We start from the raw sequence: 13,765 nt of genomic DNA on the forward strand, positions 1-13,765 counted from the left end.
GCTACGGGTTGCCCATGCCGGGCGCGTTGGTGGCCACGCCCGGCGCTTCCGGCGCGCCGGTGAAGTCCAGCTTGAGCAGCGTCTGGCCATCCACCCAGCGGTCATCCGCCTTCACGCCCCAGTGGAGGTGCGGTCCGGTGACGCGGCCGGTGCTGCCCACCAGGCCCAGCGGATCTCCCTGCTTCACCTGCGCGCCGTCCTTCACGTCGATGCGGGACAGGTGGAAGTACGCGGTGTAGAGCCCCGCGCCGTGGTGCACGAGCACGGTGTTGCCGGACGCGTAGTTTTCGCGCGTCATCACCACCGTGCCGTCGTTGGCCGCGACCACCGGCGAGCCCGTGGCGCCGTCCAGGTCCACGCCGAAGTGCTGCGTCTGCAGCTTGCCGTTGAACGAGCGGCGGTCGCCGAAGGGCGCCGTCACCGTGGCCTCGCGCGGCCATGCGAAGTTCTGGCCGAACAGCGGCGTCTGGAAGGACTGCGCGAACGCCGCGGCGAACGCCTTGCGGTCCGCCTCCATGCGCGCCTTCACCGCCTTGGGCGGCTTCACGTACTTGTTGGCCACGCGCAGCTCGCGCTCGCGGAAGCCTGGCGCGCCCACGTTGAGCACGCCGGACAGCAGCACCGGCAGGCCGCGCCCGGGGGCCGTGACGTCCACCGCCACGGTGCCCTCTGGCTGCTCCACCGGCAGGCTGGTGAGGGCCGCGTAGCCGTTGTTCCACGCGAAGAAGCGCAGGGGCCGGCCCGCGATCGTGCCCGTGGGCAGCGAGGACGCGCCGCTCACCGTCACCAGCACCGGGTCGCCCGGCTTGGGGTTGGCGGGCTGGAGCGACAGGTGCGGCCCGCCCACGGGCGCCACCTTCAGCGGCGCCAGCTCTCCCTGGTGCACGGCGCCCTGCGTGGGCGCGCCCGGGGCGCGGAGGCCCGACGTGGAGGGCGTGGCCGTGGAGCCCGGCACGCTGCCCGTCACCACCGCGGAGGAGGCGGTGGGCGTGGCGGCGGCGAGCGCCGGAGACCCGGAGGCGAGCAGGGAGAGGACGAGGAGGCGGACGGCGGGAGGGTTCCGGGCGGGCATGGGCCGTTCTTTACACCACGCGCGCGCGGAACCTTCCCGCGGCGGTGTCGGGCGTGTTGGCTGGCTGCTTCTCTGGCCGAAAGGGCCCGGCTGGATGCCTCCTCTTGGACGTCTGGCCGCCCGTCCCGGAGGCGAGCTCCTGAGGTGTGCCATTGCCGGTACTTGGGTGCCCTCGGAGGCGAAAGGGTGTTCCTGGCCGGACGTGCGGCAGGCAGCCGTGCCAGAACTCCCCATGTCAAGGCGTTACGGACGGCGAGGGGCTCCCTAGCTTTCCCACATCAACGCAGCACATCAATTTCGAAAGGGAGGGCGCGCATGCCTCGCTCCTACAGCTTCGACCACTTCCAGGTACCCAAGACCCTGCCGCCGCAGAAGCGCAGCCTGCGTCAGCGCGACAAGGCGCACCTCGCCCAGTCGTCGCGGGTGCCGGTGGACGAACACGAGGGCATCCACTACGGCAAGAGCCACGCGCAGACGGAGGAGATCCTCACCGCGCGCAAGATGGAGCTTCAGCTGGAGGAGCTGGCCCGTCCGGAGGCGGACGCCAAGTTCTCCCACGGACCGGTGTCGCGTGTGAGCGGGGCCACGAAGAAGCAGCGCAAGGCGGCCGCGTCGCCCGTCATCGGGACGACGGCGCCCATCGGCGCGCTGCCTCCCACCCAGGAGCGGCCGGTGCAGCAGGGCCGTCTGCCGGACCTCATCGACGAGGCGCGCCGGCAGCTCAAGGCCATCCGGACCGGCGTGGGTGACGTGGCTTCGGCGATGCAGCGGCTGGCGTCGCTGCCCCTGGCGGCGGTGCGCCTGGCGGCCCGCCGCATCATTCCGGCCTGAGCAAGAAGGGGAGGGTGAACGACGCGTGGAGCTGACCCTGGTCTCCTACAACATCCACTCCGGCATCGGCGTGGACGGAGCCTTCGACCTGGAGCGCGTGGGCTCGGTGCTCCGCGAGGTGAACGCGGACATCATCGCCCTGCAGGAGGTGGGGGACTTCCGGGGCAAGACGCCCCGGGAGGACCAGCCCGAGCACCTGGCCGAGATGCTCGGGATGCACATGGCCTTCGGACCCAACGTGGTCCGCAACGGCCGCCGGTATGGCAACGCCATCCTCAGCCGGCTGCCGGTGCTCAAGTCGAAGAACTATGACTTGAGCGTGCCGCGCCGGGAGCCCCGGGGCGCGTTGCGGTGCGACCTGGACCTGGGAGGAGGGCAGCAGCTGCACGTCTTCTGCCTCCACCTGGGCCTGTCCGTGAGCGAGCGGCGGCGGCAGGAAGCGCTCCTCCTGTCCGCCGACCTGCTCCGCGACGCGGCCCGCAAGGACCCCATGGTGGTGTGCGGGGACTTCAACTCCTGGGGGAACGGGCCGGTGTCGTCGCTCGTGCGCGAGGCCATCCACGACGCCGCGTTCGAGCTGGGCGCCGCCGCGCGCACGTACCCCACGCGGCTGCCCCTGTTCCGGTTGGACCGCATCTACGTGGACTCGGGGGTGCGGCCCGTGTCGGTGACGCCGCACCGCTCGCCGCTGAGCCGGGTGGCGTCGGACCATCTGCCGCTGGTGATGCGCTTCGAGGCGCCCATCGCCGTGCAGCCGCCTGTCGCACCGCCGGTGCAGCTGATCGGCTAGGGGTGTGGGCTTGCGGTAGGCTCGTTCGTGGGTCCGGTGGTTTCTCGCGTTGAGTGGCCGACGCTTGCGAACGCCGGACAAATTCCTCGCGCCGTGGTTGTCGCGGGGAGGTGGGGTGCCTAGGTTGGCGCCCACGCGCACAGGGACGTGAGCGTCGGCCGGAGAGCGCATGCACGTGGGTAGTGAACAGACGGACCGCGGCGTCGCCGCGCTCGTCGGGCGCATGGCGGACGGCTTCAGTCGGTTGGTGACGCAGCACCTCCAGCTGGCGCGCGTGGAGCTGGCGGAGGACGCGAAGGCCATGGGCCTGGACGTGGCGAGCATCGCCGTGTTCGTGCCCTTCCTGCTCGTGGGGTACGCCTTCATCTGCGGGGCGCTGGCGGCCGTGCTCGCTCCGTGGACGGGGTGGGCGGGGGCGCTGGCCCTGGTGGGCGCGGTGAACCTGGTGGGCGGCGGCCTGGGCATCCTGCGCGCGGTGAAGCGGATGAAGTCACGCCAGATGATGGATGACAGCGTGAGCGAGCTGTCGCGCAGCATGGCGGCGCTCACCTCGGCGCAGCCGCGGGTGGCCGCGGCGCCCGGGGTGAACACGCTGAAGGACACGACGGGAATGGCTTTCAAGGAGCCGCGGGATGGCCGCTAGCAATGGACACCTGCCGCGCACGAGCGCGGCGCTTCGCGAGGAAATCGAGCGCACCCGGGCCGACCTGGCCACGTCGGTGAGCGCGCTCAAGGTGGAGGTGGCGGAAGTCACCGACTGGCGCCAGTGGGTGCGCAAGCATCCCTACGCCTGCGTGGGGACCGCCTTCCTCGTTGGTTACCTGGTGGGCTCGCGGCGCTGAAGCTGCGCCAGCGGGTCCGGATGCAGAAGCTTCAAGACACAATCGGAAAACGAACGCACAGCAGAGGGCTTCCATGGAAATCAATCCGCAGCAGATGGCAGACCGGGCGCGGCAGCTTCAGGACCAGCTGCCGGACATGGACGAGGCGCGGCAGAACCTGGTGGACCTGAACCACCAGGTCGTCGGGTTCATCAAGGCCAACCCGGGCACGTGCCTCCTGGGCGCCATCGCGGTGGGCTTCATCGTGGGCCGCATCGCGTCCCGCTAACCGGTTGCCTGAAAGGGAGCACGGACATGACGAACTACTCGGGCACGACGGGCAACGGCACGGCGGGACACGGCGACGACGCGGGCTTCGGCCAGCGCGTGGATCAGCTGGGCTCTGACGCGCAGCAGTTCATCGACAACGCACGCAGCGCGGTGGCGGACCTGGGCCAGACGCTGGACCTGAAGGGCCGCGTGGAGCGCAACCCCTATGGCACGTTGGCCATCGCCGTGGGCGTGGGCTACGTGCTGGGCGGCGGTCTGTTCACGCCGCTGACCGGCCGCATCCTCAAGCTGGGTGTGCGGCTGGCCGCGCTGCCCTTCGTGAAGGATGAGCTGCTGGGCATGGCGGAGTCCGCCTTCCAGGGCTATCAGACGGGCCGGGGCACGCCGCCCTCGGGCAGCGTCTAGGATTTCCGAAGCAACCCGCGTCTTTCCCCCGAAGTCATTTCCCTGGAGTCGGACATGCTGAGCCTGAAGGACTTGAAGAAGCTGGACCGGGACGACGTGCTGGACCTCATCGGCCTGGAGACGCGCCGCACGACGGCGGAGACGGCGCTGCCGGCGCTGGGCATCTTCGCGGCGGGCGTGCTGGTGGGCGTGGGCGTGGGCCTGCTGCTCGCGGACAAGCCGGGCCAGCAGCTGCGCGGTGACCTGCGCCAGCGCATCCAGGGCGGCCAGGACAAGCTCGCCACGGCCATCAACAACGCGCGCGGCACGGAAGGCCAGCAGGGCGCTGGCTCCACGGTGCCGCCGGGCCAGCGGACGACCTGATTCCAGGGCGCGTCTTTGATTCGCACACGGGCCTCTTCCCGCTCCAGGCGGGGAGGGGCCTTCGTGTTTCCAGCGGAGGGGGAGGGCGGATGGCCTAGGATGCGAGGCGATGAGCAAGAAGCCGCCCGGGACGAGACCGCCACCGAGACATGACACTCCCGTGGATGTGCCCGCCGTGGATGAATCCCCGGCGCTTCCCGCGCGAAACACAGACACGCCGTGGGCCTCCGGACCCGACGGTGCGCTGGGACAGCTGCGCGCGCTGGAGACGCTGGAGTCCGCCTACGACGCCTGGGCGGAGCTGAAGCGCGGGCACGCGGCCTCCGTCATCCAGTTCCGCGAGGAGCAGGCCCGGCTCACGCAACAGGGGTCATTCCTGCTGGGCGCGGTGCGTGCCGCGGGCATGGACTCTGGTTCGGCGACTCCGGGTCTCCAGCCCCAGGGCGCCGCCAGCGACTTCCTGCGCGACGCGGAATCCAAGCTCGCCAGGGCGCGCGACGCTGTCTCCCAGCGCGAGGCGGAGAGCGAAGCCCGCTATCAGGCCGCGTTCACGGAGGTCCGCACCACGCTGCTGGACCGCGTCCAGCGCTACCTCCAGCGCAGCCAACCGCACCTCACGCTGCTCCTGCGCCGCGTGGGCGCGGAGCGCTCCATCCTCCATGTCGCGCGCGTGCAGCCGGATGAGGCCGTCCTGCTCTGCTACCTGCTCACGCAGCGGGTGCCGTCCCGCTACGGCTTCCTCTTCGATGACTCCACCGAGGACCTGTCGCTTCCGCCCGCGCCGCTCTACGCGGAGGAGTCCGTCGCCTCCGACGCCGTGCGCCCGGACGCGCCGGGCCTGCTGCGCGTCATCGACGCGAGCACGGACGTCGTGCCGCTCAAGGGGTTCATCCCCCTGCGCGTGCCCAGGCCCGGGGGAGGGGAGGACTTCTTCCGCCTCCTCCAGCGCGGCGCCGTGATGGAGGTGGAGATCGCGGACGGCCCGGACTTCCGCAGCATCCTCACCCGCGAAGAGTCGGAGCGCTTCGCGGGCCACCTGCTGCGCCTCAAGCTGGAGGAGCGCATCGGCCTGGACATCGAGGCGGGGTAGCCCGCCCCACGCTGCTCAGTTCGTCCGGACGATGCCCACTTCCGCGGTGCCCGCCAGGACGACGCTGCCCAGGAAGAGGTTGTCTGACTCCGGGCCGCCCATGCGCACGGCCTGGAAGATGACCAGGTAGGTCTGCTTGGGGTTCGGGAACGCCGTGGCGGGAATCGTCACGCGCGCCTCCCGGAACGTCGCGGGCGTCGCCGCCAGCTGGAGGAACTCCACCGGCGACGTGGGCACGTTCGAGTAGGTGGCCTGGCCCTTCTCCCCGTTCGCCCCCAGCGGCACCACCGTCACGAAGCCCAGTGTCCGGTCCTGGTTCGCCGGAGGCGCCGGCCGGTCGAATTCGAACGCCGTGTTGGCGTTGATGCGCACGAAGCCCTCCTCCGGGTGGAACTTCGGGATGGCCTCCTTCGTCGGCGCGTCCTCCACCCGCGCCTCGTACTTCGTCCCGCCCTGCTCCGCGAAGAACGAATAGGTGGCGCCGGACGCGTACTTCAGGTCGTCCGTGGAGTCGCTCGTCACGCCGTAGCTGCCGCCGCCCTGTCCGTTGAGCGGCACACCCGCCGCGCTCCCGGCGTTCAGCGTCACGGTGGCGCCGCTCAGGCCCTGCGGCTGCGAGTTCTCCCCCGACTTCGTCCCGAAGAACACGAACGCCGCCGTCTGCCCGGGGAAGCTCACCACGTCCCCGCCGTCCGGCCCGCCGAAGGTCCCCGCGTCGTAGCCCGCCATCGCGGACGCGGACACGTCCACCTGCGGCGTCGCGAGCAGGGTTCCCACGATGACGTGGTCCGCCTTGAGCTGGTTGGTCGTCTTCTCCAGGTCACAGGCGAGCGGCGACAGCAGGGACACGGTGGCCAGGGCGGACAGCAACAGGCGTTTCATGGGCACTCTCTTGAACGGGGCACGGGTGACGGCGGCCAACCATACCGCGCGTGTTGCCCATGGGCGCGAGGCCCCATCGGAGTATCCTGCACGCCGCTCGTGCAACGCCTCCGCATCCACTCCTCTGGCCGCCGCTTCCTTCACCGGCTCGGCTTCTCGCTCGCCATGGCGGCCCTGTTCGGCTGCCTGCTGGGCCTGCTCGTCTCCCAGCGCGTCACTGGCCCCGTACGGCCGGAGGACACGCCCGCGCCCCTGCTGTCGCCCTCCGGCTTCATCGACGGGCTCTCGAGCTGGCTCGACGGCGGCGAGCGCGTCTTCTACGACTGGCGCATCCGCCAGCTGGGAGAGGTGTCCGAGCGCTCCGACCGCGTGGTTCTCGTCTCCATCGACGACGACACGCTCGCCGAAGCCCAGCAGGGCCCTCGCGCGGACATCGCCGCGTACCCGTGGCCGCGCCAGGTCATGGGAGGCATGGTCCACCGCCTGGTGGAGGAGGGCGCCTCCGTGGTGATGCTGGACTTCGCCTACCCGGAACTCAGCCCCCGCGCCTGCGTCACCCCCACGCGCTCGGGCCGGGGCGCCCTGTCCCAGGACGACGACGCGCTCCGCGCCCTCCTGGACCAGGACCCCGGCCACTCCGTGCTCGCCTTCCGCTGGGGCGCCGAGGGCACCCGCACGCTGCCGCCCACCGGCCGCCTGTGGCCCTACCGCGTCCGCCTGGGCAGCTACCCCAGCGTCACCGAGGCCCGCACCCGCGCCCAGTCCGTCCTCGCCCTCCAGCGCCCCGCGTTCCTCATCCCCGCCGGCAAGGCCCTGGAGGTCTGGGCCGGCGTCGCGGACGAGGGCGAGGGCCGCAGCCTGGGTGAGCAGATGGGCACCGCCGCCGCGTCCATCCAGGAGCGCCGCGCCGCGGACGACGCCTTCCGCGTGGCCCCGTCGGACCTGTTCCTCGCCCTGGCCTCCGTGCAGGTTCAGGGGCTGGATCCGGAGAAGCTCCTGGAGGTGCGCCAGCTCCAGCACCCGGTGACACCGCTGCTCGGCCCGGCGAGCGGCTACGGCGCCACCACGCTGCCTGCGGACCCCGACGGCGTGGTGCGCGGAGTGCCCCACCTCGTCGCGTACAGCCCGCGCGGCGGCGAGCGCTACGTCCTGCCCTCGTTGCCCCTGGCCGCCGCCATGAGGCTCGCGGGCACGCAGAAGCTGCGGTACGCGGACGGGCGCCTCTACATCGGGGACAAGTACTCCGTGCCCATGGACGCGGCCGGCTACAGCCTCCTGCGCTGGGAGGCCCCGTCCGCCACCCGCGGCGCGCGCGGCCCGCTCGCCCGCTCCATCCGCGCGTGGAACGTGCTGCTCAACCTCTTCGACTCGCAGGAGGCGCGGCCCGTCCGCTTCGACCATGACCTGGACGGCCGCGCCGTCATCCTCACCAACACCAGCAGCTACGCCCCCGAGCGCCGGGTGACGCCCATCGGGCCGGGCATCGCCAACGGCGCCGTGCTGGGGCAGGCGCTCGCCAACATCCTCGCGTCAAACGGCATCACGCGCGCGCCGCCCCGGGTGGACATGCTCGCCACCATGGGGCTCGCGTTCATTGGCGCGTTCCTGGCGCTGTCGTTCAGCTGGCTCCTACGCTCCGTGGGTGGCGCCTTCCTCTTCGTCTGCGTGGCGGTGGCGGCCGGGGCGGGCTACGTGGGCGCGGCGGGCTACGTCTTCGTCCATGACCAGGTGTGGATCGCCGTCGCGGGACCGCTGTGGTCCGGTGGGCTCGCGTTCCTGGTGACGACCCTCTACGCCTTCCGCACGGAGCAGGACGTGCGCGAGTTCGTGCATAGCGCGCTGGGCCGCTACGTGAGCCCGGACGTGGCGCGGCTGGTGGCGCGCGACGTGAGCCTGATGAAGCCGGAGCGCCGGCAGATGACCGTGTACCTCTGCGACATCGAGGGCTTCACGCGCCTGTCGGAAGCGCTGCCGCCGGAGCAGCTGGTGCCGCTGCTCAACACCTTCCTCACGGAGATGACCGCCGTGGTGCGCGCCACGGCGGGGCAGGTGGACAAGTACATCGGCGACTCGGTGATGGCCTTCTGGGGCGCGCCCGTGCGCACGGACCGCCACGCGCACCTGGCCTGTGAGGCGGCGCTGAAGCTCCAGGCGGCGCTCGCGCAGAAGCAGCCCCTCTGGGAGAAGCAGTTCGGCCACCGGCTGTCGGTGCGCGCCGGCATCGACACGGGCGACCTGCTGGTGGGCGACATGGGCAGCGAGCTCAAGTCCAACTACACCGTCATGGGTGACGCGGTGGGCATGGCCGGACGGCTGGAGGCGGTCAACAAGGAGTACGGCACCCAGATGCTGGTGGGGCAGGCCACCGCGCAGCTCGCCAGCGACGCCTACGTCTTCCGCGAGGTGGACCGCGTGCTCCTGAGAGACCGGCCCCAGCCCGTGCGCGTGCACGAGCTGCTGGGCCGCCGGGGTGAATTCTCCCCGGAGAAGCAGGCGGGCATCGCCCTCTACGAGAAGGCCCTCACGGCCTACTACGGGCGCGACTTCATCGTGGCCCAGGAGCTGTTCCGCCGCTGCGGAGTGGAGCACGGCGACCCGGTGGCCCGCGTCTACGTCCAGCGCTGCCAGCGCCTCATCCAGACGCCGCCGCCCGAGGACTGGGACGGCGTCAGCCGCTGGGGCCGGCGCAGCACGGACGCCCGCTGAGCGGGTCTCCAGGAGTTCGTGAGGCCGTCGGTGCCGTGAAGCGGCCCCCCGGAAGACGGAGCGCCGAAACCTGTCCGACTGTCGGACAGGTTTCCCAAGGCCGTGCCCGGCGCGGCCCCCGGACTCCATGGACGCGAGGCCAACCGTCCGCGTCGCCTGCTGGGACAGCGCGACCTCAGGCTTCATGCGGCCTGAACCTGTCCGACAGTCGGACAGGTTTCCCACGGCCTCGTCCGGCACACCCCCTGCGCACGTCCCCGGGCTTCATGGATGCAAGGCCAACCGTCCGCGTCGCCTGCCGGGACAGCGCGACCTCAGGCTTCATGTGGCGCGAACCTGTCCGACAGTCGGATAGGTTTCCCACGGCCTCGTCCGGCACGCCCCCTTGCGCACTTCCCCGGGCTTCATGGAGGCAAGGCCAACCGCCCGCGTCGTCTGCCAGGACAGCGCGGACCCAGGCCTCATGCGGCCTGAACCTGTCCGACTGTCGGACAGGTTTGGCTCGGGCGCACCCGGCGGGCACCCCTGCTCGTGGGCCTCTCCTGGCGTCCGTCCAAGCACGCCGTCGCGGCCCATCGCTGCGCTCCGCGAGGTGCGTCCTCGCGCAGAGCTTCGGGCCGCGGATGGGTCAACGAACCCCTGGTGGCGTGCGTTGCCTCCGGACAGCCGTCAGGGCTGCGTGTCGACCCTCAGGGGCACACCGAACCTCGAGGTGAAGAACTGGAGGAGGTGGGCGTGCTCGAAGGCGATCTCCTCCGGGCGCTCCGTGAGGTGCGCGTGCTCGGGGATGATCATCAGGGTCGCGTCCTGGCCCCTCGCCCGGAGCTTGCGCACGAAGACGTCCGCGTCCGACAGCGACACCTTGGGGTCCCTCGCGCCCAGCATCAGGGCGATGGGCGCCTCCACCCGGTCCACCCAGGTCGCGGGGGAGATGGCGCGAAGCAGCTCCGCGTCTCGCTCCGGGTCGCCGTACTCCTCGGCTCGGGTGCGGCGCAGCTCCGGCGCCAGCTGCGAGAGGAAGGAGCCCAGGTCCGTCTTGGCCGCGAGGGCAAAGCCCGCGTCGTAGCTGCCCGCGAAGCGCGTCATGCCCACCAGCGTCTGGTTGCCTCCGTAGCTCCACCCGAGGATGCCCAGCCTGGGGGCCACGCCATCACGGGTGAAGCGCTGGCGCAGGCAGCGGCTGGCGGCCTCCAGGTCCGTGGCGGCCGCCACGCGCAGCGGCCCGTTGTCCGCGCGGGCCCAGTCCTCGGAGCATTTGGTGCCACGCACCGCGGGCTCCGCGTAGATGAAGCCCGCACGGAGGAAGAACTCCGGGCGCCAGTGGTAGTCCGGCTGGGGACAGCCCGTTGTGTAGAAGGCGAGCACGGGACACACGCGCTCCCGGCACGCGGGCGGCACCCGCACCTGGATCCGGAAGCGGACGTCACCGTTGTCACACGCCAGGTCCTCCGCTGGGGCCGCGCTCCAGCGCAGGCGCTGCCCGGAGTCCGCGAGGATGGCCGCCAGGGTGGACGTCAGCGCCGCGTCGGGTTCGACGCGGGGATGGCGCCGCAGCAGGTCCTCGCGCGAATCCCCATCCCGGACGAGCGCCGTGCCCACGACGCGGGGGCTGTCCGCGTCCGCGTGCGCGCCGAGCACCTTCGGGGACGCCGGGGCCATGGGCCTCGAACACGCGCCGAGCACCAGCACGCCGACGAGACCCGGCAGGAGGAGGGGAGAAAGGGCTGCGCGAAGCACGGTCCACCTCCTGAATGTCAGTCGTCGTCGCCGGAGTCCGGCTGGCCGAACAGCTCGCGCACCGGCGCGTCGTCCTGGATGTGCTCGGCCACCACACGGCGCATCTTCTCCGCCGTCATCCCGGAGTAGTACACCTCTCCGGGCCACCCCATGAGCTGGTAGTCCTCCGGGGACAGCGGGTCTCGCTTGCGGCCCGTGTCCTCGCGCACCACCACGTTGGGCCCCATGTGGCAGAAGCCGTAGCAGCCGCCCCGGTACAGCTCGCAGCGGGCCTGCAGGCCCTTCTCCACCAGCGCCTCGCGCGCCGCCACGTGCACCGCGTCCGAGCCGCCCGCGCGGCAGCTGGAGCCCTTGCACACCGACATCCGGTAGCGCTTCACGGCGGGGCTCCCCGTGCCAGGCCGGCACCATGCGCATTGAAGAGGTGCAGCATCACCACATGCCCCCAGAAAAGGCTTCGGCCCGCCCTTCCCAATACGGCGGGAAGGAGGCGGGCCGGGATGCGTGTGAAGGGGCGGCGCACGGCCCGCCCCCCGCGGTGCGAAACACGGACTACTTGATGAACTTCGTCACCTGGATGGGACCCTGCTGCGTCACCACCGCGTGCGCGGCGCCCGCCTTGGCGTGGCCGTGGCCCGCGCCCAGCTGCTTGGCGTGGCCGTGGTCCGCGTGTCCCTCGCCGATGCGCGTGTGCGCCTCCTTGTGGACGTGGTGCGGCTCCGTGGAGCTGTCGCGCTTGTTCCACGGGTCGGACGGGTGCGACACCGGCGGGCCCTTGAGCAGCTTCGGGATGTCGTAGACGAAGTTCTGCCGGTTGTACTCGGACGGCGTGTGCATGTACGTGTCCATGCGGATGGCGTCCTTGGGGCACGCCTCCACGCACAGGCCGCACACGATGCAGCGCAGCTCGTCGATGACGAACTGAGTGGGGTACTTCTCGATGACCGCCGACTCGGAGTCGGTGGCCGCGTGCTCGTACTCACCCGCCTCGATGTAGATGCACTGCGCGGGGCAGATGGTCGCGCACATGTAGCAGGCCACGCAGCGCGGCTTGCCGTCGTCGCGCGGGACCAGCCGGTGCAGACCGCGGTAGCCCTCCGGATAGATGGGCTTCTCTTCCGGGTACTCCACCGTGGTCATCAGGTTCATGCCCGTGCGGTCCACCACCTGGGGGTTGGGGTCGCGCGTGCCGAACATGTTGCGGAAGAAGTGCTTGGTCGTGATGGCCAGACCGCGCAGCAGCTCCGGGATGTACATCCGCTCGCGGATGTCCGTGCGCGGATCCTGGGAAGCATTGAACGCCATGGTGTCTTGTCTCGCTTCCGGACCGCGCTAGTGCGCGCCCGCCGGGGAATGGGAGTGGGGGTCCGCGTGCGCCGGCAGGCCGTGCGCATCGCTTCCATGGCCGTGCGCGTCGTGGCCATGTCCGTGCGCCGTGTCATGTGCCCCGGCCGCCTTGGCGCCCGGCGTCAGCGTCAGCGCCAGCACGAAGCCGATCTCCAGCAGGCCCACCACGCCCAGCGCGCGGAGGGACGGATCCCACAGCACCAGCGCGCCGCTGATGAACACGTTGGCCAGGCCCACGGGCAGGAGGATCTTCCATCCCAGGTTCTGGATCTGATCGTACCGGAAGCGCGGGAAGGTCCAGCGGATCACCAGCTGCACCCAGATGAGCAGGATGACCTTGATCCAGAACACCGTGCCCAAGAGCGTGCCGTACACCCAGCCGTGCTCCTGGAAGAAGGGCTGCGCCGCCAGCCACTCGCCGCCGAAGGGCAGGTGGTGCCCGCCGAAGAAGAGCGACGCCGTCACGCCGGCCAGCACCACGACCTCCACGAACTCGGAGATCATGAACATGCCGAACTTCATGCCGGAGTACTCCACGAAGTAGCCGATGATCTCGGACTCGCCTTCCGGAGCGTCGAACGGGGCGCGCTTGGTCTCCGCGAAGGACGCCACGAAGAAGGCGATGAAGCCCAGGGGCTGGATGAAGATGCCCCACGCCGGCAGGCCCAGGTCGAAGCCACCGTCGGTGCGCCACAGGTACTTCGCCTGACCGGTGCCGGACACGAGCGCGTTGCCCACGTCACCCACCAGCGTGGGCAGTTGCACGGAGGAGAAGGCGAGGAACAGGCCCACCAGCGACAGGCCCAGCGCCACTTCGTAGCTGATCATCTGCGCGGAGGCGCGCACGCCACCCAACAGCGCGAACTTGTTGTTGGAGGCCCAGCCGGCCAGCGACGTGCCGTAGACGGCGAGCGACGCGATGGCGAGCAGGTACAGCATGCCGAAGTCCGGCGTGGCGACGACCATGTCCACCGTCTTGCCGAACACGTTCACCGTGGGGCCGGCCGGCACCACCGCGAACAGCGCGAACACCGGCGCGAAGGCGAGGATGGGGCCCAGGTTGAACAGGAAGCGGTTGGCGGTGCCGGGGACGAAGTCCTCCTTGGTCAGCATCTTCAGCACGTCCGTGAGGATGTGCGGGAGACCGCCCAGGGAGCGGTTGGACAGGCCCGGGAGGGCGATGCGCGCGCGGTTGGGACCCACTCGGTCCTGCATGAACGCGGACCACTTGCGCTCCGCGATCGTGAGCAGCGTCGCGGTGATCATCACGAAGACGAGCATCAGGAAGATGATGTTCGTCAGGCGGCTGGCACCCTCGAAGAGGTACTCCTCCGCCAGGTAGCCCACCAGATACGCCGAGGCCACTCCGCCAGCGACGGCGAAGACGATGAAGGCCATGGCGAACAGCATGGTCAGGATACGGCTCATGG

General features: G+C 70.9%; 15 protein-coding genes. 9 read left to right on the plus strand and 6 right to left on the minus strand.

Annotation, left to right across the window (positions count from 1 at the left end; translation table 11 throughout):
- Position 1 precedes the first annotated feature (1 nt).
- Positions 2 to 1,072, minus strand: coding sequence for a M23 family metallopeptidase (locus tag D7X30_RS30685; protein WP_120566519.1), 1,071 nt, complete (start codon positions 1,070 to 1,072; stop codon positions 2 to 4).
- Positions 1,073 to 1,387: 315 nt separating this feature from the next.
- On the opposite strand from D7X30_RS30685, the gene D7X30_RS30690 reads away from it, so the two are divergent.
- The 8 genes from D7X30_RS30690 (at position 1,388) to D7X30_RS30725 (ending at position 5,663) form a co-directional block, all read left to right on the plus strand.
- Positions 1,388 to 1,903, plus strand: coding sequence for a hypothetical protein (locus D7X30_RS30690; RefSeq protein ID WP_120566520.1), 516 nt, complete (start codon positions 1,388 to 1,390; stop codon positions 1,901 to 1,903).
- Positions 1,904 to 1,928: 25 nt separating this feature from the next.
- The gene (locus D7X30_RS30695) at positions 1,929 to 2,693 is read left to right on the plus strand and encodes an endonuclease/exonuclease/phosphatase family protein (protein ID WP_014398116.1); all 765 of its coding nucleotides are present in this window, start codon (positions 1,929 to 1,931) and stop codon (positions 2,691 to 2,693) included.
- A gap of 169 nt (positions 2,694 to 2,862) precedes the next feature.
- Positions 2,863 to 3,336 (plus strand): phage holin family protein, encoded by a 474-nt coding sequence (locus tag D7X30_RS30700; RefSeq protein ID WP_120566521.1) that lies wholly within the window; start codon positions 2,863 to 2,865, stop codon positions 3,334 to 3,336.
- Complete coding sequence (locus D7X30_RS30705) at positions 3,326 to 3,535, plus strand: DUF3618 domain-containing protein (RefSeq protein ID WP_014398114.1); 210 nt, start codon at positions 3,326 to 3,328, stop codon at positions 3,533 to 3,535. Before D7X30_RS30700 ends, D7X30_RS30705 begins: the two co-directional genes overlap by 11 nt.
- A gap of 73 nt (positions 3,536 to 3,608) precedes the next feature.
- Positions 3,609 to 3,803 (plus strand): hypothetical protein, encoded by a 195-nt coding sequence (locus D7X30_RS30710; RefSeq protein ID WP_120566522.1) that lies wholly within the window; start codon positions 3,609 to 3,611, stop codon positions 3,801 to 3,803.
- A 26-nt stretch (positions 3,804 to 3,829) separates the two neighbouring features.
- Complete coding sequence (locus tag D7X30_RS30715) at positions 3,830 to 4,210, plus strand: hypothetical protein (RefSeq protein ID WP_120566523.1); 381 nt, start codon at positions 3,830 to 3,832, stop codon at positions 4,208 to 4,210.
- 54 nt (positions 4,211 to 4,264) lie between these two features.
- Positions 4,265 to 4,573, plus strand: coding sequence for a YtxH domain-containing protein (locus D7X30_RS30720; protein WP_120566524.1), 309 nt, complete (start codon positions 4,265 to 4,267; stop codon positions 4,571 to 4,573).
- A 109-nt stretch (positions 4,574 to 4,682) separates the two neighbouring features.
- Positions 4,683 to 5,663: a hypothetical protein gene (locus D7X30_RS30725; protein WP_233591881.1), complete on the plus strand. Its 981-nt coding sequence runs from the start codon at positions 4,683 to 4,685 to the stop codon at positions 5,661 to 5,663.
- A 15-nt stretch (positions 5,664 to 5,678) separates the two neighbouring features.
- Here the strand turns inward: D7X30_RS30725 and D7X30_RS30730 are convergent, their stop codons facing one another.
- Positions 5,679 to 6,545: a hypothetical protein gene (locus tag D7X30_RS30730; RefSeq protein ID WP_120566525.1), complete on the minus strand. Its 867-nt coding sequence runs from the start codon at positions 6,543 to 6,545 to the stop codon at positions 5,679 to 5,681.
- Positions 6,546 to 6,644: 99 nt separating this feature from the next.
- Between D7X30_RS30730 and D7X30_RS30735 the strand changes: the two genes are divergently transcribed.
- Positions 6,645 to 9,251, plus strand: a complete 2,607-nt coding sequence (locus D7X30_RS30735; protein WP_370051805.1) for a CHASE2 domain-containing protein — start codon at positions 6,645 to 6,647, stop codon at positions 9,249 to 9,251.
- Between the two features lie 669 nt (positions 9,252 to 9,920).
- On the opposite strand, the gene D7X30_RS30740 is transcribed toward D7X30_RS30735, so the two are convergent.
- The 4 genes from D7X30_RS30740 to D7X30_RS30755 all read right to left on the minus strand — a co-directional run bounded on the left by D7X30_RS30740 (position 9,921) and on the right by D7X30_RS30755 (position 13,763).
- The gene (locus D7X30_RS30740) at positions 9,921 to 10,988 is read right to left on the minus strand and encodes a S9 family peptidase (protein ID WP_147443364.1); all 1,068 of its coding nucleotides are present in this window, start codon (positions 10,986 to 10,988) and stop codon (positions 9,921 to 9,923) included.
- A 17-nt stretch (positions 10,989 to 11,005) separates the two neighbouring features.
- Positions 11,006 to 11,368, minus strand: a complete 363-nt coding sequence (locus D7X30_RS30745) for a ferredoxin (protein ID WP_120566527.1) — start codon at positions 11,366 to 11,368, stop codon at positions 11,006 to 11,008.
- 172 nt (positions 11,369 to 11,540) lie between these two features.
- Entirely contained in the window at positions 11,541 to 12,293 is a 753-nt protein-coding gene (locus tag D7X30_RS30750; protein WP_120566528.1) for an NADH-quinone oxidoreductase subunit I, read from the minus strand.
- Between the two features lie 27 nt (positions 12,294 to 12,320).
- Positions 12,321 to 13,763, minus strand: a complete 1,443-nt coding sequence (locus tag D7X30_RS30755; protein ID WP_120566529.1) for a complex I subunit 1 family protein — start codon at positions 13,761 to 13,763, stop codon at positions 12,321 to 12,323.
- Positions 13,764 to 13,765: the final 2 nt, after the last annotated feature.

It is taken from the genome of Corallococcus sp. AB011P, assembly GCF_003611605.1.
Taxonomy (GTDB): Bacteria; Myxococcota; Myxococcia; order Myxococcales; family Myxococcaceae; genus Corallococcus; species Corallococcus coralloides.

Excerpts from the sequence above, each read along its gene's own strand:
- D7X30_RS30710 (WP_120566522.1), top strand. The coding sequence starts at position 3,609 with ATGGAAATCAATCCGCAGCAGATGGCAGACCGGGCGCGGCAGCTTCAG.
- D7X30_RS30720 (WP_120566524.1), top strand. The coding sequence starts at position 4,265 with ATGCTGAGCCTGAAGGACTTGAAGAAGCTGGACCGGGACGACGTGCTG.
- D7X30_RS30700 (WP_120566521.1), top strand. The coding sequence starts at position 2,863 with ATGCACGTGGGTAGTGAACAGACGGACCGCGGCGTCGCCGCGCTCGTC.
- D7X30_RS30705 (WP_014398114.1), top strand. The coding sequence starts at position 3,326 with ATGGCCGCTAGCAATGGACACCTGCCGCGCACGAGCGCGGCGCTTCGC.
- D7X30_RS30725 (WP_233591881.1), top strand. The coding sequence starts at position 4,683 with ATGAGCAAGAAGCCGCCCGGGACGAGACCGCCACCGAGACATGACACT.
- D7X30_RS30730 (WP_120566525.1), bottom strand. The coding sequence starts at position 6,545 with ATGAAACGCCTGTTGCTGTCCGCCCTGGCCACCGTGTCCCTGCTGTCG.
- D7X30_RS30715 (WP_120566523.1), top strand. The coding sequence starts at position 3,830 with ATGACGAACTACTCGGGCACGACGGGCAACGGCACGGCGGGACACGGC.
- D7X30_RS30755 (WP_120566529.1), bottom strand. The coding sequence starts at position 13,763 with ATGAGCCGTATCCTGACCATGCTGTTCGCCATGGCCTTCATCGTCTTC.
- D7X30_RS30750 (WP_120566528.1), bottom strand. The coding sequence starts at position 12,293 with ATGGCGTTCAATGCTTCCCAGGATCCGCGCACGGACATCCGCGAGCGG.
- D7X30_RS30685 (WP_120566519.1), bottom strand. The coding sequence starts at position 1,072 with ATGCCCGCCCGGAACCCTCCCGCCGTCCGCCTCCTCGTCCTCTCCCTG.
- D7X30_RS30690 (WP_120566520.1), top strand. The coding sequence starts at position 1,388 with ATGCCTCGCTCCTACAGCTTCGACCACTTCCAGGTACCCAAGACCCTG.